This window comes from Streptomyces mirabilis, assembly GCF_039503195.1.
GTDB classification, from domain to species: domain Bacteria; phylum Actinomycetota; class Actinomycetes; order Streptomycetales; family Streptomycetaceae; genus Streptomyces; species Streptomyces mirabilis_D.
This window is the reverse complement of the sequence record NZ_JBCJKP010000001.1, coordinates 8,208,011-8,231,626: the sequence shown is the minus strand read 5'-3', so window position 1 is coordinate 8,231,626 and position 23,616 is coordinate 8,208,011. Positions and strand designations below refer to the sequence as shown.

The 23,616-nt window shown below is 67.1% G+C and carries 6 protein-coding genes and 1 pseudogene (1 of these 7 running past the window's edge); all 7 read right to left on the bottom strand.

What is annotated here, in order from left to right:
- Window positions 1–94: 94 nt before the first annotated feature.
- Window positions 95–565: a transposase gene (locus AAFF41_RS37245; protein WP_343326410.1), complete on the bottom strand. Its 471-nt coding sequence runs from the start codon at window positions 563–565 to the stop codon at window positions 95–97.
- Window positions 545–850, bottom strand: a pseudogene (locus tag AAFF41_RS37240) (transposase); the annotation flags it as partial. The pseudogene AAFF41_RS37240 and the gene AAFF41_RS37245, both read right to left, overlap by 21 nt.
- Before the next feature lie 33 nt (window positions 851–883).
- Complete coding sequence (locus AAFF41_RS37235; RefSeq protein WP_343325334.1) at window positions 884–1,654, bottom strand: thioesterase II family protein; 771 nt, start codon at window positions 1,652–1,654, stop codon at window positions 884–886.
- 171 nt (window positions 1,655–1,825) lie between these two features.
- The gene (locus AAFF41_RS37230; RefSeq protein WP_343325333.1) at window positions 1,826–3,088 is read right to left on the bottom strand and encodes an MFS transporter; all 1,263 of its coding nucleotides are present in this window, start codon (window positions 3,086–3,088) and stop codon (window positions 1,826–1,828) included.
- A 59-nt stretch (window positions 3,089–3,147) separates the two neighbouring features.
- Window positions 3,148–3,948 (bottom strand): AfsR/SARP family transcriptional regulator, encoded by an 801-nt coding sequence (locus tag AAFF41_RS37225; protein ID WP_343325332.1) that lies wholly within the window; start codon window positions 3,946–3,948, stop codon window positions 3,148–3,150.
- A gap of 139 nt (window positions 3,949–4,087) precedes the next feature.
- Window positions 4,088–17,500 carry a non-ribosomal peptide synthetase gene (locus AAFF41_RS37220; protein WP_343325331.1) on the bottom strand — a complete coding sequence of 4,471 codons (13,413 nt, stop codon included), beginning with the start codon at window positions 17,498–17,500 and terminating at the stop codon, window positions 4,088–4,090.
- On the bottom strand, window positions 17,497–23,616 hold the 3' end of the coding sequence (locus AAFF41_RS37215) for a non-ribosomal peptide synthetase (RefSeq protein ID WP_343325330.1). Its footprint extends 12,912 nt past the window's final position; 6,120 of the gene's 19,032 nt are visible here — the last part of the coding sequence; its start codon lies off the right edge, out of view — the gene reads right to left on this strand; it ends in the stop codon at window positions 17,497–17,499. The genes AAFF41_RS37220 and AAFF41_RS37215 overlap by 4 nt, the downstream gene beginning before the upstream one ends.

Sequence of the window (23,616 nt, the reverse complement as noted above, 5' to 3'; positions counted from 1 at the left end):
ACGGCCGACGGGATCAATCATGAATCCGGCCGCGCCGCGGTGCGGGGGCCATACACTCCGCCGATCTCGCGTCGGTCGTGGACCCGGATGCTGCTCACACCGGGTCCTGGCGGGCCAGGCAGCGGACTTCGCCGTCGCGCAGCCCGTAGTAGACCAGGGTGAGCAGCTTGCGGGCCGCGGCGGCCTTGGCGATGCTGCGCGCCTCAGCACCGCGGCGGGCCTCGATGCGGTCGCGGTGGACACGCATCGGGGTGCCTTCGGGAGCGCGTTGGACGGCCTCGACGGCTGCCCAGCGCACCAGCTTGGAGCCCTGCTTGGTCAGATGTCTTCGGACCACCTTCACGTCCGACTCGCGGTGCCGGGGCGTGAGTCCGACCCACGAACTGAGCTGCTTCGGGGTGGGGAACCGAGTGACGTCGCCGATCTCGGCGACGAACACCGCGGCCAGCACCGGGCCGATGCCGCCGATCTTCTGGATCGCGCGGTAGCCGGGGTCGTCGGTGAGACGGCCGGCGATCTCCTTGTCGAGCCGGGCCAGTTCGGTCCGCAGCTTCTTCAACAGCACCAGGTGCAGTTGGTCCCACACCCCGGCCTCGTTCCGCGCGGCCAGGCGCCGCCAGCAGGTCATGCCCTAGCCGAAACCCAGCTCCTGGGGCAGGTACTCCCACTGGATGCCGGTATGCAGCACGAACAGGATCCCGCACAACGCCTGCCGGTCCGGCACCCGAGGCTGGCCCTCCACCAGCTTCGGCCCCGGCTCGGGCAGCAACGGCTCGATCAGCGACCACAGTTCATCCGACACGACCCACGGCCGCGACTGACGTGTTCCCAAGACCAGACCAACGACCATCCGCACCGAAAGTCACATGATCAACAGCTTCTGTTAGGAACTCTTGGTGAGTCTTGCGCTGCGCAGCCGCGCGGACAAGTCGTCCAGTACCTCTGCTTCGGAGTCGACCAAGTAGAAGTGCCCCCCGGGAAACACCTTGATGCTTGATTCACCGATCGACGCGTCCGACCACGCATACGCCTCGGAGACAGTAACGTCCGGGTCGCTGTCTCCCACATAGATCGAGAGCGGGCTCTTGATGGTCCGGCCGGGCCGAGGAGAGTGGTTCTTGATCATGCGCAGGTCCGCGCGGAGCGCCGGAAGCAGCAGCGGGCGAAGGTCCTCGTCGTCGTACGCCGCCGAGTTGACGCTTCCCAAAGACTTGGCAAAGTCGATGACCGATTCGTCGTTGTCATCAGGCAGGTCGCGCCCCCCAGTGCCGGGGCCACTACGGCCGGAAACAACGACCATGGATGGGCCCCGGCCATGGTTCTCCTCCAGCAGCAAAGCAACTTCGAAGGCAAGGGCTGCACCCATGCTGTGCCCGAACAACACCAAGCCGCTGTCGAGCAACGGGGCCAGCTCCGCGGCGATTTCGTCGGCCATCTCGTCCATGTCCTCGACGAACGGTTCCGTGATCCGGTCCTCCCTGCCCGGATAGCGGATCGTCAGCAGTTCGACATCGACAGGCAACCGACGGCGCCAGCTGCTGAAGGCGCTGGCGGAACCTCCGGCGTGGGGGAAACAGACCAGACGCTGCTTGGGCCCGGCGACCGTGCCGAACCGCCGCAGCCATATCGCGGTGTCAGACGCATTCACAGACATTCAGGTGTGCTCCAGCAATGAGTTGCGGGGTGAGATCACGATCACGTCACATTGATCGTGGCGTCGGGGAAGGCGGCGCAGATCACCGCAGAAATATGAGCTGTTTCATCCATCGATATCCACCCACAAAAAGCGACCGTTCGGGGCGTGCTTGATATGAGCTTGATGCACTCATCGTTTCGCAGTTCCGGTCGGCTCCTTACTTTTCGGCTCGTCGCCTTCCAGCACACCTGCCTGGTTCGGGAGTACACGCCGACGCTGCTCGGGTCGGGTTGCCAGGTACAACGAGCCGACGATGAGAATGCCGACGCTCAGATAAACCAGATCTCGGTAGGGCAGCACGTCAATCAGCATGACGCCGACGAAGATGCCGACGCCTTGCATCCCGGTCATGATGAAGCTCGCTGCTCCGGTCACCCGGCCCAGCAGCTCATTCGGGGTGTACAGCTGAAACGCCGTCATCGAACTGACCACGACCGGTGCCAGGCACAGCCCGACGGTCGCAGCAGCGGCGATCACCACCGCACTGTTCGGGACTGCGACGAAGCCGGCGGCGACCGCGCACAATCCCAAGCCGACCGCCGCCGTCCGCCCAGGTCCGGCACGTTTGATGAGCGCCGGCGCGAGCAAGCCTCCGATCAGCCCGGTCAGGCTCATGACGGTGACCAAAGTGCCTACCCAGGTCGCGGGACGCCCCAGCCCGACGGTCACCACAGCGATGCCGAGCGTCTCGTAGAAGCCCATCGCGAAGAAGGCGAGTGCCAAGGCGAGGGACAGGTGACGCAGCAGCGGCGTGGTCAGCAAGTATCGGAATCCGACCACGACCTGCTGGCTCCAGCTCTCCCGGTCCGCCCCCCGGACCGGCTTCGGGTCGTCAATCCGCACCAGCGACCAGCACAGCACCGACACACCGAAGGTGGCCGCGTCGACAACGGCCAGGGTGTGCCCGCCCCAGGCCGCCAGGACACCCAGCCCGATCCCGGGGGTGATCAGCCGAGCGGCCTGATTCAGCGCCTGGCTGAGCCCGATGGCCGTACTCACGAGTTCCGCGGGCATGAGCTGCTCTCGCAAGGCGACGAAGGCACCGGAAGTGAGCGCAGAGCTGATCCCGTAGAGGAACATCATCAGGTAGATCAGCCAGACCTGGCCCGGGCCGTCCACGGTGACGAGCGGCAAGATCAACAGTGCGGTGGCCACCTCGGTGAACATCAGCAGCCGTCTGCGTCGGAACCGGTCGACCAGTACTCCGGTGACGGGTGAGAGCATGGTCCCCAGAGTCAGGCAGAGGATGACGACGCCGGCCTGCGCAGTCGACCCGGTCAGTTCCTTGACCCAGATGGAAGCGGCGAGCCAGAAGGCATTGTCGCCGATCATGGTCACCGTATTGCCCAGGATGCAGATACGCAGGTTACGGATGCGGAACAGTTCGCGCATGAAGTTTCAGTCCTTTGGGCGGGCCGGCTCCGGCCCTTCTGGGGTTCCGGTGCGCTGGATCACGCGATCGACCGCATCGGGGTCTGCGGCCTGATCGACAGGACGTCGAAACTCCGCGACAGGATCGCCTGCTGAAGACTGCGCAGACGGTGGCTCGGGGCGAGCCCTGACTGCTCGCTCAGCGAGTTGCGAATCGACGAGTAAACCCGCAACGCCTCGCTGGGGCGTCCAGCGTTGTAGAGGGCGACCATCAAATATTCGTGGACTCGTTCGCGGGAGGGGTACTCCCCCGCCAACGCGTAGAGTCCTCCCACCAGTTCGGCATGCCGACCGAGGTTCAGGTCGAGTTCTGTCGACTTCTCGTAGGAGGTTATGTACAGCTCGTCAAGGCGCCGCGCCTCCGCCATCAATCGCGGCGTGCAACGGACGTCAGCGAGGGCCCTCCCGCGCCACAGTTTCAACGCCTGACGCAGCAGTGCCGAGGCGCCTTCCATATCCCCCTGGGCCTCAAGTCGGCCAGCCTCGTCCCGCTCTTGCTCGAACTGTTGCAGATCGCTGTCGTGGCCGGCCAGGCTGAAAACATATCCCGGGGGGCGGGTGAGAATGGAGGACTGCTCGGAGCGTGAACCACCCTCGCCCAGGATCTTACGGAGATTGGAGATATAAACCTGAAGTGCCGTTGTCGCGGTCCGGGGCGGGAACCCGTCCCAGAGTTCCTCGATCAATTGATGGGTGGACATCATGCGGTTGGGCCGCGCCAGGAAATTCGCCAGCAAGATCTTCAACTTCAGGGCGCCAGGTGCGCATGACCGACCATCACTGTCGACCAGCGACAACTGCCCCAGGATTCCGAACTTCATACTTCTGCTCCCCGTGTGGATAGTGCATGTGTACTTGGACGTGCCGGCTATTCGGCCTTGGCGGGGCTGAACCCATCGCCAAGGCCGGGCATGTGGAATCCCAGGAAGGGAAGCCTGCCTAACCGCTGTCTCCGCGCCGTCAGGCTCCCCTCAGCGAAGCCGCGATGATGGGCACGATGTGCGAGAGCGAGTCCGGGCTCATCATCGCTTCGTGCTCGTATGGCACGGAATGCTGCACGATGCCGCCGTCGGTGTACGGGAGCCACTTGTCCGCCGCCGTGCGATCACCGGTCCTGGCCGGGTCCGCAGCGATGTACAACACCCGGGAGGAGAGACGGCGGGGCCTGAAGTCACCCAGGATCCGTTCGTTGTTCTCTGCGGTGTCGACCAGCGCGTTGATCCGTGCTTCGTCTCGGTCTCGCCAGTCAGGCTGGGTGCGGCGCAGGAAGTCGATCACCTCCGCCCGAGTGAGCTGACTGGCGGTGGCATCCCTGCCGGTCTCAGCGCCAACCACGTCCCCGGGCTTGTGCCCGAGCACCTGCAACAGCATCTCGAGCGTCTCGTGTTCCACGATCGACTCATTGGCTGCGACTGTGTATTCAGCGCCCGCGTCGAGCAACGCAAGCAGCGACACCTGCTCGCCCTGCTCCTCGAGCTGCACCGCCATCTCGTGCGCGACGTTCCCTCCGAACGACCACCCGAGCAGGTGGTAAGGCCCGGACGGCTGCACCGTGCGCAGCCGCGCCACGTAATCGGCGGCCATCTCCGTCACGCTCCCGGGCTGCCGCTCCGGCTGCAGCAAGCCCCGGCCCTGGAGACCGTAGACCGGAAAGTCCGGCCCAAGCCGGTCCGCCAAGCCCATGTAGGGCCAGGCGAGGGAGCCCAACGGGTGCACGCAGAAGAGCGGTGCCGAGCTGCCAGTGGTCCTCAGCGGCAGCAGCACCCCGTAGGAGTCCTCGGGATTGTCCACGTCGAGCCGCTCTACCAGTCCGGCCACTGTCGGAGCATCGAGCAGAGCACGGATCCCCAACTCGACACCCATGACCGTTCGGATCCGGCTGATGAGACGGGTGGCCAGCAGGGAGTGGCCACCCAGTTCGAAGAAGTTGTCGTCGATGGTGACCCGGTCGACGCCAAGTGTTTCTGCGAACAGCTCACACATTTGCCTTTCCTGCGGGGTGCGCGTGGCGCGGCCGGTCGTGCTGCTGGTGAACTCGGGAGCGGGCAGGGCCCGCCGGTTCAGCTTCCCGTTCGGCGTCAACGGCAGCACATCCAGCACCATGACCGCGGAAGGCACCATGTAGTCCGGCACCATCTTCGCCGCATGCGCCCGCAGGGCTTGCGGGTCGGGTACCGCGTCGGCGGTGGGGACGGCGTAGCCGACGAGCCGCTTGTCGCCGGGCCGGTCCTCCCGGACGACCACCGCGGCCTGGGCAACGTCGGGGTGGGCGGCAAGGACGGACTCGATCTCGCCCAGCTCGATGCGGAAGCCCCGCACCTTGACCTGGTCGTCGATGCGGCCGAGGTACTCGATGGCCCCGCTCGCATTCCACCGCACCAGGTCCCCCGTGCGGTACATGCGCGAGCCGGGCACACCGAACGGGTCGGCGACGAACCGTTCCGCCGTCAGACCCGGACGGTTCACATACCCGCGGGCCAGACCGTCACCGGCGATGTACAACTCGCCCGCGACACCCACCGGTACCGGGCACAGGCCCGCATCCAGGACGTACACCTGCGTGTTGGCGATCGGAGCGCCGATCGAGGACACCCCGTCGGCATCCCCACGGACCTCGTCGGCCGTGGACCAGATCGTCGTCTCGGTCGGCCCGTACAGATTCGTCACCGACGCCGTCCGCGCCACCAGCGTGCGCGCCAGCTCACCCGGCAGCGCCTCACCACCCACCAGCGCCCGCACCCCGGCCAGCTCATCCGCGGCATCGACCACCACCGCATGCCACAGACTCGGCGTCGCCTGCGCCACACTCACCCCAGCCGAGGAAACCAGCGATCGCAGCGCCAGCGGATCACGCACCTGCTCCGACGCCGCCAGCACCACAGCAGCACCGTTCAGCAACGGCAGATACAACTCCAAACCCGCGATGTCGAAGGCAATCGTCGTCACCGCCAGCAACCGGTCACCCACACCCAGACCGAACCGCTCCTGCATCGACCACAGGAAGTTCACCAACGCCCGATGCTCGACCACCACGCCCTTTGGCCGACCCGTGGAACCCGACGTGAAAATCGCATACGCTGGCACGCGCGCACCCAACGGGGCAACCCGCTCGGCATCGGACAGGTCGCCGGCCGCCCGCGCATCGAGAGCCTGCTGCACCGCCGGATCATCCAGCAGGATCCGGGTGGTGCCGGCCGGTAGTTCGACCCCGCTGTCCCCGACCGTGATCACGCACATCGGATCAGCGTCGTCGAGGATGCAGGCGATGCGGTCGGCGGGGTAGTCCGGGTCGACGGGCACATACGCCGCACCGGTCTTCAGCACCGCCAGCAGCGCGATCACCAGGTCTGTCGACCGGGGCAAGGCGACCGCGACGAACCGCTCCGGGCCCGCACCCTGTTCGATCAGCAGCCGGGCCAGCCGGTTCACCCGCTCGTTCAGCTCGCGATACGTCAGTTCCGTGCCGTCGCAGATGAGTGCCGTGGCGTCCGGTGTCCGCACGACCTGCTGCTCGAACAGCTTGGGCAGAGCTGCGGCGGGGATGTCACGGCTGGTGTCGTTCCACTGCTTGAGCACAAGGTTCTGCTCGGTGTCGTCGAGGACGGGCAGGGTGTGTACGGGAGTGTCGTCCAAGGCGTGGACCAAGTGGCTGGTGGTCGTGTCCAACAGGGACAGCACCAGGTCCGGGTCGATCGGGTCCACGCACTGGACGGTGTACACGAAGCCGTCGCCGGTGTCGTCCACCGTGACCGTCAGCGGGTAGTTGGTGCGCTCCTGAGCAAAGAGGATCTCGATGCCCTCGACGTCGGCACCGGTGCCCGCGGCGCTGTGACGGTAGTTGAACAGGGCGGTGAACAGCGGGGCTTCCGTCGGCACCGCGCTCATGCGCTGGGCCGAGGCAAGCGGGGCGTGCTCGTGGACCAGCAGTTCCGCGAGATCGGCTTGGGTGCGCCTGATGGCGTCGACCAGGTTGTTGCTGGTGTCGAGACGTACCGGCAGCGTGTTGATGAACAGACCCGGGATCCGGTCCGCGCCAGCACCAGCCTGCATACGGCCGAACAGCACCGTACCGAAGACGACGTCCTCACGACCCGCCGCCGAGGCGACCACCCGCGCGAACATCACATGCAACACCGTCGCCGCGCTCACACCCAAGCGCCGCGCCATCTCGCGTACGGCTCTGGCAGTAGCCGCGTCGAGGGGTTTACGGGCCTCGGTGATCTCCGTGCCGTCGCCACGGACGTCCATGACGCCGAAGGCCGCGGTGGGTTCGGTGACGTCGCCGAGCTGACCGGCGAAGAACGCCTCGTGCTCGGACGCCGGGATGCCCAACCTCGCCTGGGCGACGAAGTTCCGGAACGGCAGCGGCGGCGGCAGTTCCTTCTCCCTGCCTTCGAGGAATGCCTGGACCTCCGTGAACAGGACGTCCACCGCCGTGTGGTCCTGGACCAAGTGGTGCACCTGGATCAATGCCATCGAACCCGTCGTGGTGACTCGCACCAGCGGTGCCGCGGTGATGTCCATGGCCGAGCCGGACGCCGCCAGCAGACCCTGCACATCGGTGACTTGCGGCAGTTCGTGGACCGGGATCTCCACGTGCTTGTGGACCACCTGGACCGGCTCGCGCAACCCGTCCCACAGCACGGCCGTACGGAGGATGTCGTGCCGGTCCACCACTCTCCGGAGCACGGCGACGAACGCGTCCAGCCGGGCACGGGAATCGAACCCGAGCACCATCGGCAGGACATACGCGTCCTCACCCGACGAGGCACCCATCAGGTGATGGAAGAGAATGCCCTCCTGCAGCGGGGCCAGCGGATAGATGTCCGCCACATTGGCCACGCCGCCCGGAACCTGGGCCACGACCCGGTCGATCTCCTCCTGCGACAGCCCCGCCAACGGCACCATCTCCGGCGTGATCACCTCAACACCCTCAACGATCCCGTTCGGCGGAACCACCACGGACGCACCGTTGTCCGCGGCGCCCAGACCGGACGCGAGCCCCGCCACCGTCGGCGTCACGAACAACGACCGCACCGGCACCGCAAGCCCACGCTCACGAAGCCGCTCCACCAACGACACCGCCAGCAGCGAATGCCCACCCAGCTCGAAGAAGTTGTCGTCAACGGACACCCGCTCAATGCCGAGCACCTCCGCGAACACCTCACACAGGATCTCCTCCTGCGAGGTGCGCGGCGCACGTCCCTCCGTGCTCGCCTTGAACTCGGGCGCGGGAAGCACCCGTCGGTCCAGCTTTCCGTTCGGCGTCAGAGGCAGCACGTCCAGTAGCACGATCGCCGACGGGACCATGTACTCCGGCACCGCCTTCGCCACGTGGGCCCGCAGGACTTGCGGGTCGGCGGTGGAGACGACGTACCCGACCAACCGCTTGTCGCCAGGGCGATCCTCACGCACGATCACCGTGGCCTGGGTGACGTCGGGGTGGGCGGCCAGGACGGACTCGATCTCACCCAGCTCAATACGGAAACCTCGCACCTTGACCTGGTCGTCGATGCGGCCGAGGTACTCGATCTCGCCGTTGGTGTTCCATCGGACGAGGTCTCCGGTGCGGTACATCCGTGAACCGGGATCGCCGTACGGATCGGCGACGAAGCGTTCCGCTGTCAGGTCGGGGCGGTTGAGGTACCCGCGCGCCAGACCGGCGCCCGCGATGTACAACTCCCCTGCTACGCCCACCGGTACGGGGCTCAAGCCGTCGTCGAGGACGTAGGTGGACACATTGTCGATCGGGCGGCCGATCGGCGGGGTGGTCGCGGTGTCGGTGTCGGTGTGCCAATAGGTGGTGTAGACGGTCGCTTCGGTCGGGCCGTAGATGTTCGCGACCCGGGCCCCGGGCATCGCCGCACGGATGTCACGGACCGTGCGCGCGGCCAGCGCCTCACCGGCCAGTGCCACCGCACGCGGACGGGCACCGCTCAACCTGCCGGCCAGCAGATGGGAGAAGGCCGAGGGCACGCCGCTGGCCAGACTCCCGGACAGTGTGTCGGGGTCGAGGTCGGGCAGGGACAGCAGGTCCCGTACGACCTCGATGCTGCCGCCGGACACCAGCGGGGCGAAGATCTCGAAGACGGAGACGTCGAAGTTGAGGGATGTGGAGGCCACGACCCGGGACAGCTCCGCGAAGCGGAACCTGCGATCGGCCCAGGCCAACAGGTTGGCCACCGACCGGTGTTCGACGACGACGCCCTTCGGGCGGCCCGTCGAACCCGAGGTATAGATCACGTACGCCGGTGTGCGCGGATCCAACGACACCGGCAGATCCGCTTCGGAGTCGCTGTCGAGGGCATCGAGGAAGACCCGGGCGATGCCGTCCGGCACCTCAACTCCGCTGCCCTCGGTCGTGATCGCACACATCGGCGCGGCGTCCTGAAGGATGTAGGCGATCCGATCCGCCGGGTAGCCGAGGTCAATGGGTACATACGCCGCACCCGTCTTGAGCACCGCGAGCAGCGCGATGATCAGGTCCGACGAGCGGGGCAGGGCGACGGCGACGAACCGTTCCGGCCCCGCGCCTCGCGCGGCCAGGAGACAGGCCAGGCGGTTCGCCTGCTCGTTCACCTGGCGGTACGACAGTTCGGTGCCGTCGAAGACCAGCGCCGTGGCGTCCGGCGTCCGCGCTACCTGCTGCTCGAACAGCTCGGGCAGGACTGCACCCGGGATGTCATGGCCGGTGTCGTTCCATTCCTGGAGTACCAGGCTCAGTTCGGCGTCGTCGAGGATGCGCGCCCGGCTGACCGGCTGCTCGGGAGCTGCGAGGACCTCCTCCAGGAACCGCGCCAGCCAGCCAGCCATCCGCTCAACCGTCGACCGGTCGAACAGATCCGTCGCGAACTCGATGCCGCCCCGGATACCCGCCGGCTCGCCCTCCTCGGTGAACACCTCGGCGAGATTGAAGGAGAGGTCGAACTTCGCCACCTGCGTCCCGACCGGCGCGACTTCTACGTCCAGGCCCGGCATCACCAGATCCGACACCGGCGCGTTCTGGAACGCCAACGCCACCTGGAACAGCGGATGACGGCCCATCGAGCGAACCGGATTCAACACCTCCACCAGACGCTCGAACGGCACATCCTGCGCACCGAACGCCTTCAGGTCGGTCTCCCGGATCCGCGCGACCAGGTCCGCGAACGACGGATCACCGGATACGTCCGCCCGAAGGACCAACGTGTTCACGAAGAACCCGACCAGGTCATCCAGCGCCTCGTCCAGACGACCCGCCACCGGAGAGCCGATCGGAATGTCCGTACCCGCCCCCAGCCGGGACAGCAGACCCGACACCGCCGCCTGCACCACCATGAACACACTCGCCCCACGCTCACGCGCAAGACCCACCACGCTGCGATGCAGCTCCGCCTCAAGCGCCACCTCGACAACATCACCCTGGTGCGAGGCCACCAACGGACGCGACCGGTCGTACGGCAGCGCCAACTCCTCTGGGGCCCCGGCGAGTTCGCCCCGCCAGAACTCCGTCTGGCCTTCATCACCCTCATCGCCCAACAGTTCGCGCTGCCACAAGGTGTAGTCCGCGTACTGCATCGGCAACGGCTCCCACTGCGGAACCACACCCGCACACCGCGCCCCGTACGCCATCGCAAGATCCCGCGCCAACGGCCCCAACGACCAACCGTCACCCGCGATGTGGTGCATGACCGCGGCCAACACCCACTCGTCCACGGCTACTCGGAAAGCCCACACCCGCACCGGAATCTCAGAGCTCAGGTCGAACGCGTACGCCGAGACGTCCGCGATGTCAGCCGAGATCCGCTCACGGTCGCTCTCCCGCACCACCAGCGCCGGCGCGGCCTCCTCCAGCGACAGGATCCGCTGATACGGCTGACCGTCCACCTCCGCGAACACCGTCCGCAGACTCTCGTGCCGGCCCACTACATCGGTGAACGCCGCGTTCAACGCGACAACATCCAGCTCACCCCGCAGCCGCACGACCAACGGGATGTTGTAGGTCGCGTTCGGCCCCTCCAACCGGTTCAGGAACCACAGCCGCCGCTGGGCGAACGACACCGGCACCCGCTCCGGACGCTCCACCGCCCGCAACACCGCACGCCGCACACCAGCACCCTCAAGCCGCTCCACCAACCCCGCCACCGACGGAGCCTCGAACAACACACGTATGCCCAGCTCCACACCCAGCACCGACCGGACACGGCTGACCAGACGCGTCGCCAGCAGCGAATGCCCACCCAACTCAAAGAAGTTGTCATCGATGCTGACCTCGTCGACACCGAGCACTTCCGCAAACAGCTCACACAGCTGCTTCTCCTGTGGGGTGCGTGGGGCACGGCCTTCCGTGTGCGCGGTGAACTCCGGAGCCGGCAACGCCCCGCGGTCCAGCTTCCCGTTCGGGGTCAGCGGCATCGCGTCCAACGGCACGATCACCGACGGGACCATGTACTCGGGGAGCACCTTCGCCACGTGCGTTCGCAGTGTGAGCGGATCAGCAGGGGAAACGGCGTAGCCGACGAGCCGCTTGTCGCCAGGCCGGTCCTCGCGCACGATCACCGTGGCCTGGGCGACGTCCGGATGGCCGGCCAGAACGGACTCGATCTCGCCCAGCTCGATCCGGAAACCCCGCACCTTGACCTGGTCGTCGACGCGGCCCAGGTACTCCAACTCGCCGTCACTGTTCCGCCGTACGAGGTCTCCGGTGCGGTACATCCGCGAGCCGGGAGAGCCGTACGGGTCGGCGACGAAGCGTTCCGCCGTCAGACCCGGACGGTTCAGGTAACCGCGCGCCACACCTTCGCCCGCGACATACAAGTCCCCGGCCACACCCACCGGAACCGGCAACAGACCGCTGTCGAGGACATACACCCGGGTGTTCCACGAAGGCCGACCGATCGGCACCGGACCCGCCAGGGCCGGCTGACCGGGCACGAGCTGGTAGGCGACGCATCCCACCGTCGCCTCGGTCGGGCCGTACTCATTGACCACGGTGGCCGTCGGATGGGCGCGCCGCCACTGCTCCAACTGCTCACCCGTCAACTGCTCGCCGCCCACCACCAGATGACCCGACGGCGAGAACACACCCGGCAACGCGTCCAGCAACGCGATATGGCTCGGCGTGACCTTCGCGAAGCTCAACGGCACAGCTGCCAACGCCTCTTCGACCGCCGGATCCTCCTCCTCCAGGTCGGCCACCACCACGCAGCCGCCGCTGACCAGCGGCGCGAACAACACCGTCACCGTCAGATCGAACGACACCGGCGAATGCAGCAGCGCGTTCCCACGCACCCCGGGATACATCTCCACCGCCCAGGACACGTAGTCGACCACCGACCGATGCTCAACCACCACACCCTTCGGCCGACCCGTCGAACCCGACGTATAGATCACATACGCCGGCGTGCCCGGGTCCAGGGACACCGGCAGCTCCGCCTCGGAGTATTCGTCGAGGAGAACTCGGGTGATGCCGTCCGGGACCTCGACTCCGCCGCCTTCGGCGGTGACCACGCACATGGGGGCGGCGTCATCGAGGATGTAGGCGATGCGGTCGGCCGGATAGTCCGGGTCGACAGGCACGTAGGCCGCGCCCGTCTTCAGGACTGCCAACAGTGCGATGACCAGATCTGCCGACCGGGGGAGGGCCACGGCGACGAACCGCTCGGGACCCGCACCCCGCTCGACCAACACACGCGCCAAACGGTTCGCCCGCTCGTTCACCTCGCGGTACGACAGCTCGGTGCCGTCGAAGACCAGCGCCGTAGCGTCCGGCGTCCGCGCCACCTGCTGCTCGAACAGCTCGGGCAGCGTGCCAGCGGGCACCTCCCGGCCGGTGTCGTTGCAGAGGAGTTGGTCAAGGTGAGCGTCGTCGAGGACGGGCAGGGTGTGTACGGGAGTGTCGTCCAGGGCCTGGATCAGGTGGCCGGTGGTCGTGTCCAACAGGGACAGCACCAGGTCCGGGTCGATCGGGTTCACACACTGGACCGTGAAGACGAACCCGTCACCGGTGTCGTCCACCGACACCGTCAGCGGATAGTTGGTGCGCTCCTGAGCGAAGAGAACCTTGATCCCCTCGACGTCGACATCGGTGTCCGCCGCACTGTGACGGTAGTTGAACAGCGCCGTGAACAGCGGGGCCTCGGCCGGCACCGCGCTCATGCGCTGGGCCAGGGCAAGCGGGGCGTGCTCGTGGACCAGCAGTTCCGCCAGGCCGGTCTGCATGTGCTTGATGGCGTCGCCCAGGTTCTTGCTGGTGTCCAGGCGGACCGGAAGGGTGTTGATGAACAAGCCCGGGATCCGGTCCGCGCCGGCACCAGCCTGCATACGGCCGAACAACACCGTACCGAAGACGACATCCTCACGACCCGCCGCCGAGGCGACCACCCGCGCGAACATCACATGCAACACCGTCGCCGCGCTCACACCCAAGCGCCGCGCCATCTCGCGTACGGCCGTGGCGGTGGGCCCATCAAGCCTCGCAACGGACTCGGCCACCCCGGTGCCGTCGCCACGGACGTCCATGACGCCGAAGGGCGCGGTGGGTTCGGTGACGTCTCCGAGCTGACCGGCGAAGAACGCCTCGTGCTCGGACGCCGGGATGCCCAACCTCGCCTGGGCGACGAACTCCCGGAACGGCAGCGGCGGCGGCAGCTCCGCCTCACGGCCCTGCAGGAACGCCTGGACTTCGGCGAAGAGGACGTCCACCGCCGTGTGGTCCTGGATCAGGTGATGCACCTGGACCAGTGCCACCGGCCGCTGCGAACCCGCCGTGGTGACCCGGACCAGCGGCGCTGCCGTGATGTCCATGACCGAGTCGGCCAGCGCCATCAAGCCCTGCACGTCACCGTCGTACACGACCTCGTGGACCGGGATCTCCACGTGCTTGTGGACCACCTGGACCGGCTCGCGCAACCCGTCCCACAGCACGGCCGTACGGAGGATGTCGTGCCGGTCCACCACTCTCTGGAGCACGGCGACGAACGCGTCCAGCCGGGCACGGGAATCGAACCCGAGCACCATCGGCAGGACATACGCGTCCTCACCCGACGAGGCACCCATCAGGTGATGGAAGAGAATGCCCTCCTGCAACGGGGCCAGCGGATAGATGTCCGCCACATTGGCCACGCCGCCCGGAACCTGGGCCACGACCCGGTCGATCTCCTCCTGCGACAGCCCCGCCAACGGCACCATCTCCGGCGTGATGACTTCGACGCCGTCGACGATCCCGTTCGGCGGGATCAACAGGCCCTTGTCCGTGGTCCCCAGACCGGACGCGAGCCCCGCCACCGTCGGCGTCACGAACAACGACCGCACCGGCACCGCAAGCCCACGCTCACGAAGCCGCTCCACCAACGACACCGCCAGCAGCGAATGCCCACCCAGCTCGAAGAAGTTGTCGTCAACGGACACCCGGTCGATGCCGAGGACCTCCGCGAACACCTCACACAGGATGTTCTCCTGCGCGTTACGGGGTGCGCGGCCTTCCGTGTTCGCGGTGAACTCCGGAGCGGGCAAGGCCCGTCGGTCCAACTTCCCGTTCGGCGTCAACGGCAAGGCATCGATGGCGACGATTGCCGACGGGACCATGTAGTCCGGCACCGATTCGGACACGTACGCCCGCAGGGCTTGCGGGTCGGCGGTGGAGACGACGTACCCGACCAACCGCTTGTCGCCAGGGCGATCCTCACGCACGATCACCGTGGCCTGGGTGACGTCGGGGTGCGAGGCGAGGACCGACTCGACCTCGCCCAACTCGATGCGGAAGCCTCTGATCTTGACCTGGTCGTCGATACGGCCCAGATACTCCAGCTCACCGAGCGCACTCCACCGGACCAGGTCTCCCGTCCGATACATGCGTGAGCCGGCAGCGCCGAAGGGGTCGGCGACGAAGCGTTGCGCCGTCAGACCCGGGCGGTTGAGGTAGCCGCGTGCCAGACCGGCGCCCGCCACATACAACTCGCCTGCCACACCCATCGGGACCGGGCACAACCCCGCATCCAGGACATACATCCGCAGGTCGGGGATGCCTTCACCGATCCTGCTCCCACCACCGGCCACGCACATCTCCTGGTCCAGGGGCATGTAGGTGACGTGCACCGTCGTCTCGGTGATCCCGTACATGTTCACCAACGTCGGACCACCCGAGCCACGCCGCTCATACCACGACGCCAGCCGGCCCAGATCCAACGCCTCACCGCCGAACACCACATACCGCAGAGCAAGCCGATCACCCGTCGCCGGATCATCCCGGTCCGCCTGCATCAGCTGATAGAACGCCGACGGCGTCTGATTCAGCACCGTCACGCCCTCACGCGCCAGCAGCGCCAGGAACTCCCCCGCCGAGCGGCTCACCTCGAACGGCACCACCACCAGACGACCGCCGTACAACAGCGGCCCCCACAACTCCCACACCGAGAAGTCGAACGCATACGAGTGGAACAGCGTCCACACGTCGTCCGATCCGAACCCGAACCACTCATCGGTCGCGGAGAACAACCGCACCACATTCGCGTGCGGAACCACCACACCCTTCGGCCGACCCGTCGAACCCGACGTATAAATCACGTACGCAGGCGCATCCGAGGTCAGAGGCAGCGACCGCTCCGCATCGCAGAGGTCGGCTGCGGAGTGCTCAGCGAGGGCCGGTGTGTTCACCAAGATCTGGGGAATGTCGTTGCTGTCTTCCTCGCCGGTGATCACACACATCGGGGCGGCATCTTCGAGGATGTAGGCGATCCGGTCCGCCGGGTAGTCAGGGTCGATCGGCACATACGCCGCACCCGACTTCACCACCGCCAACAACGCGACCACCAGATCGGCAGAACGAGGCAGAGCGACGGCGACAAACCGCTCCGGACCCGCACCCCGCTCAACCAACACACGCGCCAAACGGTTCGCCCGCTCGTTCACCTCGCGATACGACAGCTCGGTGCCGTCGAAGACCAGCGCCGTAGCGTCCGGCGTCCGCGCCACCTGCTCCTCGAACAGCTCGGGCAGCGTGCCAGCGGGCACCTCCCGGCCCATGTCATCCCAGCCTTGGAGCACCTGCCCCATTTCGGCGTCGTCGAGGATGCGCGCCCGGCTGACCGGCTGCTCGGGAGCTGCGAGGACCTCCTCCAGGAACCGCGCCAGCCAGCCAGCCATCCGCTCAACCGTCGACCGGTCGAACAGATCCGTCGCGAACTCGATGCCGCCCCGGATACCCGCCGGCTCGCCCTCCTCGGTGAACACCTCGGCGAGATTGAAGGAGAGGTCGAACTTCGCCACCTGCGTCCCGACCGGCGCGACTTCTACGTCCAGGCCCGGCATCACCAGATCCGACACCGGCGCGTTCTGGAACGCCAACGCCACCTGGAACAGCGGATGACGGCCCATCGAGCGAACCGGATTCAACACCTCCACCAGACGCTCGAACGGCACATCCTGCGCACCGAACGCCTTCAGGTCGGTCTCCCGGATCCGCGCGACCAGGTCCGCGAACGACGGATCACCGGATACGTCCGCCCGAAGGACCAACGTGTTCACGAAGAACCCGACCAGGTCATCCAGCGCCTCGTCCAGACGACCCGCCACCGGAGAGCCGATCGGAATGTCCGTACCCGCCCCCAGCCGGGACAGCAGACCCGACACCGCCGCCTGCACCACCATGAACACACTCGCCCCACGCTCACGGGCGAGACGCATCACGTTCCGGTGCACCCCAGCATCGAGCTCAAACTCGACGACATCACCCTGGTGCGAGGCCACCAACGGACGCGACCGGTCGTACGGCAGCGCCAACTCCTCTGGGGCCCCGGCGAGTTCACCCCGCCAGAACTCCACCTGCGCCGCGCCCGTACTCTCCGGGTCGTCCTCGTCACCCAGCAACTCCCGCTGCCACAGGGTGTAGTCCGCGTACTGCACCGGCAACGGCTCCCACTCCGGAACCGCACCCGCACACCGCGCCCCGTATGCCGCCGCAAGGTCTCGCGCCAACGGCCCCAACGACCAGGCATCACCCGCGATGTGGTGCACCACCGCGACCAACACCCACTCGTCCACGGCCGCTCGGACAACCGTAGCCCGCACCGGAATCTCGGTCTCGAGGTCGAACGCGTACGCCGCGGCATCCGTGACATCGGCGGTCAGGCGCTCCCGAGAACTCTCCCGCACCACCAGCGCCGGGGCGACCTCCTCCACCGGCAGGATCCGCTGGTAGGGCTGCCCGTCCACCTCGACGAACACCGTCCGCAGGCTCTCGTGCCGGTCCACCACATCCGTCAACGCCAGTTCCAGCGCCTTCAGATCCAGCTCACCGCGCAGCCGTACCACCAGCGGAATGTTGTACGTCGCGCTCGGCCCGTCCAGGCGGTTCAGGAACCACAACCGCCGCTGGGCGAACGACACCGGAATCATGAGCGCTCCTCGTACTTCGACCTGTCCATGCGGCGTAGTGCCGGTCGTGCTTTCTTCACGCTGCCGAGCTGATCGACAACTCCGGCGACCGTGGGGTTCTCGAATAGGGGTTTGATATCGAGTTCCAGCCCCATGGCCGTTCGGATGCGGCTGATGAGGCGGGTGGCGAGCAGGGAGTGGCCGCCGAGTTCGAAGAAGTTGTCGTCGATGGTGACCTGCTCGACGCCGAGCGCTTCTGCGAACAGCTCACACAGCTGCTTTTCCTGCGGGGTGCGCGGGGCACGGCCGGTCGTGCTGCTGGTGAACTCGGGAGCGGGCAGGGCCCGGCGGTTGAGTTTCCCGTTCGGTGTCAGTGGCAGCACGTCCAGGACCATGACCGCGGAGGGGACCATGTAGCCCGGCACCATTTTCGCCGTATGCGCCCGCAGGGCTTGCGGGTCGAGTATCGCCTCGGCGCTGGGAACGGCGTATCCGACGAGCCGTTTGTCGCCGGGGTGGTCCTCGCGTACGACCACTGCGGCCTGGGCGACGTCGGGGTGTGCGGCGAGGACGGATTCGATCTCGCCCAGCTCGATCCGGAAACCGCGCACCTTGACCTGGTCGTCGACACGGCCCAGGTACTCGATCTTCCCGTTGGTGTTCCATCGCACGAGGTCTCCCGTGCGGTACATGCGTGAGCCGGGGGTGCTGAAGGGGTCGGCCACGAAGCGCTCCGCCGTCAGACCCGGACGGTTCAAATACCCCCGAGCCAGACCCGCACCGGCGATGTACAGCTCACCTGCCACGCCCACCGGTGCCGGGCTCAGGCCCGCGTCCAGGACATACACCTGGGTGTTGGCGATCGGGCGGCCGATCGAGGACACCCCGCCGGCATGCCCGCGGACTTCGTCGGCCGTGGACCAGATCGTGGTCTCGGTCGGACCGTAGAGGTTCGTCACCGATGCCGTTCTGGCCACCAAGGTGCGAGCCAGCTCGCCCGGCAATGCCTCGCCGCCGACCAGCACCCGCACGCCGGCCAACTCCTCGCCGGCATCGGCCACCACCGCGTGCCACAGGCTCGGCGTCGCCTGCATCACGCTCACCTCCGCCGAGGAGATCAAAGAGCGCAGGGCAAGGGGATCGCGTACGTCCTGCGGAGAAGCCAGCACCACGGCAGCGCCGTTCAGCAGCGGGACGTACAACTCCAGACCCGTGATGTCGAACGCGACCGTGGTCACCGCCAGCAGCCGGTCACCCACGCCCAGGCCGAAGCGCTCCTGCATCGAAGACAGGAAGTTCACCAGCGCCCTGTGTTCGATGACCACACCCTTCGGCCGGCCCGTCGAACCCGACGTGAAGATCGCGTACGCCGGTGTGCCCGGGTCCACCACCTTGGAGAGGTCGGTCCCGGAGTACTCAGCGAGGGCCGGGGCATCCACCAGGATCCGGGGAGTGTCCTCGGGCAGAACACCTTCCGCCCCGAGACCGGTGATCACACACATCGGGTCGGCATCTTCGAGGATGCAGGCGATCCGGTCCGCCGGGTAGTCAGGGTCGATCGGCACATACGCCGCACCCGACTTCACCACCGCCAGCAGCGCCACCACCAACTCCAGGGAACGCGGCAGAACAACCGCGACGAACCGCTCCGGACCCGCGCCCCGCTCGACCAGCAGCCGCGCTAGACGATTCGCCCGCTCGTTCACCTCCCGGTACGACAGCTCGGTGCCGTCGAAGACCAGCGCCGTGGCATCCGGTGTCCGCGCCACCTGCTCCTCGAACAACACCGGCAACGTGCGATCCGTCACCTCAGCGGCGGTGTCGTTCCACTGACTGAGCACGAGGTTCTGCTCGGTGTCGTTGAGGACAGGCAGGGTGTGTACGGGGGTGTCGGGGGCCTGGTCCAGGGCTTGGACCAGGCGGCTGGTGGCGGTGTCCATCAGGGCCAGGACCAGGTCGGGATCGATCGGGTCGACGCACTGGACGGTGAAGACGAACCCGTCACCGGTGTCGTCCACCGACACCGTCAGCGGATAGTTCGTGCGCTCCTGAGCGAAGAGGACTTCGATCCCCTCCACTTCCATATCGGCGTCCGCCGCACCCGCGCTGTGCCGGTAGTTGAACAGGGCGGTGAAGAGCGGGGCTTCGGCAGCTACGCCGCTCATCCGCTGTGCCAACGCCAGCGGGGCATGCTCGTGCACCAGCAACTCGGCCAGATCGGCCTGCATGGACCGGACTGCGTCCAGTACGCCGCTGCGGCTGGTGTCGAGGCGCACGGGCAGGGTGTTGATGAACAACCCGGGAACCCGGTCCGCGCCGGCACCGGCCTGCATCCGCCCGAACAACACGGTGCCGAAGACGACGTCCTCGCGGCCCGAGGCCGAGGCGACCACCCGCGCGAACATCACATGCAGCACGGTCGCCGCGCTCACACCCAGGCGCCGCGCCATATCGCGTACGGCTGCGGCGGTGGCTCCGTCGAGGGATGTGTGGGCCTCGGTGACCTCGGTGCCGTCGCCGCGTACGTCGGTCATGTCGAATGGTGCGGTGGGCTCACTCACATCACCCAGCAGACGCCCGAAGAACGCCTCGTGTTCGGCGACCGGCATGCCCAACCTGGCCTGTGCGACGAAGTTCCGGAACGGCAGCGGCACCGGCAGCTCCGCCTCCCGGCCCTCCAAGAACGCCTGGACCTCCGCGAACAGCACATCCACCGCTGTGTGGTCCTGGACCAGGTGATGCACCTGGAGCAACGCCACCCACCGCTGCGAGCCGGGGATCCCGGCCGTTGTCACCTGCACCAAGGGTGCCGCGGTGATATCCATCACCGACCCGCATGCCGCCAACAGACCGTCCACCACGTCACCGTCATGCTCCAACGTGACCTCGCGGACCGGGATCTGCGCATGCCGGGCCACCACCTGCACAGGCTCACGCAACCCCTCCCACAGCACGGCCGTACGGAGGATGTCGTGCCGGTCCACCACTCTCTGGAGCACGGCGACGAACGCGTCCAGCCGGGCACGGGAATCGAACCCGAGCACCATCGGCAGGACATACGCGTCCTCACCCGACGAGGCACCCATCAGGTGATGGAAGAGAATGCCCTCCTGCAACGGGGCCAGCGGATAGATGTCCGCCACATTGGCCACGCCGCCCGGAACCTGGGCCACGACCCGGTCGATCTCCTCCTGCGACAGCCCCGCCAACGGCACCATCTCCGGCGTGATCACCTCAACACCCTCAACGATCCCGTTCGGCGGAACCACCACGGACGCACCGTTGTCCGCGGCGCCCAGACTGGACGCGAGCCCCGCCACCGTCGGCGTCACGAACAACGACCGCACCGGCACCGCAAGCCCACGCTCACGCAACCGCTCCACCAACGACACCGCCAGCAGCGAATGCCCACCCAACTCGAAGAAGTTGTCATCAATGGACACGCGCTCAGCCCCGAGCACCTCCGCGAACACCTCACACAGGACCTCCTCCTGCGAGGTCCGCGGAGCACGGCCTTCCGTGCTCGCGGTGAACTCCGGAGCCGGCAACGCCCGCCGGTCCAGCTTCCCGTTCGGCGTCAAGGGCAGTGCGTCCAGGATCATCACGGCCGAGGGGACCATGTACTCCGGCACCGTTGCGGACACATGCGCACGCAGGGCTTGGGGGTCGAGCTCCACGTCGGCGGCAGGAACGGCGTAACCGACCAGTCGCTTGTCGCCGGGCCGGTCCTCGCGCACGACCACCGCCGCCTGGGCGACTTCCGGATGGCCGGCCAGGACCGACTCGATCTCGCCGAGTTCGATACGGAAGCCCCGCACCTTGACCTGGTCGTCGATGCGCCCCAGATACTCCAGCTCACCGAGCGCACTCCACCGCACCAAGTCCCCGGTCCGGTACATACGTGAACCAGGGGCCCCGAACGGGTCGGCGACAAACCGCTCCGCCGTCAGACCCGGGCGGTTCAGATACCCGCGCGCCAGACCGGCACCCGCGACATACAACTCACCCGCGACGCCCACCGGAACCGGGCACAACCCCGCGTCCAACACATACAACCGCAGATCCGGGATCCCCTCACCGATCCTGCTCCCACCACCGGCCACGCACATCTCCTGGTCCAGGGGCATGTAGGTGACGTGCACCGTCGTCTCGGTGATCCCGTACATGTTCACCAACGTCGGACCACCCGAGCCACGCCGCTCATACCACGACGCCAGCCGGCCCAGATCCAACGCCTCACCGCCGAACACCACATACCGCAGAGCAAGCCGATCACCCGTCGCCGGATCATCCCGGTCCGCCTGCATCAGCTGATAGAACGCCGACGGCGTCTGATTCAGCACCGTCACGCCCTCACGCGCCAGCAGCGCCAGGAACTCCCCCGCCGAGCGGCTCACCTCGAACGGCACCACCACCAGACGACCGCCGTACAACAGCGGCCCCCACAACTCCCACACCGAGAAGTCGAACGCATACGAGTGGAACAGCGTCCACACGTCGTCCGATCCGAACCCGAACCACTCATCGGTCGCGGAGAACAACCGCACCACATTCGCGTGCGGAACCACCACACCCTTCGGCCGACCCGTCGAACCCGACGTATAAATCACGTACGCAGGCGCATCCGAGGTCAGAGGCAGCGACCGCTCCGCATCGCAGAGGTCGGCTGCGGAGTGCTCAGCGAGGGCCGGTGTGTTCACCAAGATCCGGGGAGTGTCCTCGGGCAGAACACCTTCCGCCCCGAGACCGGTGATCACACACATCGGGTCGGCATCTTCGACGATGTAGGCGATGCGGTCGGCCGGATAGTCCGGGTCGATCGGCACATACGCCGCACCCGACTTCACCACCGCCAACAACGCGACCACCAGATCGGCAGAACGAGGCAGAGCGACGGCGACAAACCGCTCCGGACCCGCACCCCGCTCAACCAACACACGCGCCAAACGGTTCGCCCGCTCGTTCACCTCGCGATACGACAGCTCGGTGCCGTCGAAGACCAGCGCCGTAGCGTCCGGCGTCCGCGCCACCTGCTGCTCGAACAGCTCGGGCAGCGTGCCAGCGGGCACCTCCCGGCCGGTGTCGTTGCAGAGGAGTTGGTCAAGGTGAGCGTCGTCGAGGACGGGCAGGGTGTGTACGGGAGTGTCGTCCAGGGCCTGGATCAGGTGGCCGGTGGTCGTGTCCAACAGGGACAGCACCAGGTCCGGGTCGATCGGGTCCACACACTGGACCGTGAAGACGAACCCGTCACCGGTGTCGTCCACCGACACCGTCAGCGGATAGTTGGTGCGCTCCTGAGCGAAGAGAACCTTGATCCCCTCGACGTCGACATCGGTGTCCGCCGCACTGTGACGGTAGTTGAACAGCGCCGTGAACAGCGGGGCCTCGGCCGGCACCGCGCTCATGCGCTGGGCCAGGGCAAGCGGGGCGTGCTCGTGGACCAGCAGTTCCGCCAGGCCGGTCTGCATGTGCTTGATGGCGTCGCCCAGGTTCTTGCTGGTGTCCAGGCGGACCGGAAGGGTGTTGATGAACAAGCCCGGGATCCGGTCCGCGCCGGCACCAGCCTGCATACGGCCGAACAACACCGTACCGAAGACGACATCCTCACGACCCGCCGCCGAGGCGACCACCCGCGCGAACATCACATGCAACACCGTCGCCGCGCTCACACCCAAGCGCCGCGCCATCTCGCGTACGGCTCTGGCAGTAGCCGCGTCGAGGGGTCTACGGGCCTCGGTGATCTCCGTGCCGTCGCCACGGACGTCCATGACGCCGAAGGGCGCGGTGGGTTCGGTGACGTCGCCGAGCTGACCGGCGAAGAACGCCTCGTACTCAGTCCTCGGGATGCCCAACCTCGCCTGCCCGACGAACTCCCGGAACGGCAGCGGCGGCGGCAGCTCCGCCTCACGGCCCTCCAGGAAAGCCTGGACCTCGGCGAAGAGGACGTCCACCGCCGTGTGGTCCTGGATCAGGTGATGCACCTGGACCAGTGCCATCGACCGCTGCGAACCCGCCGTGGTGACCCGGACCAGCGGCGCTGCGGTGATGTCCATGACCGAGGCGGACGCCAACAGGCCCTCCACATCGGTGTCATACGTCAGATCGTGGACCGGGATCTCGACGTGCTTGTGGACCAC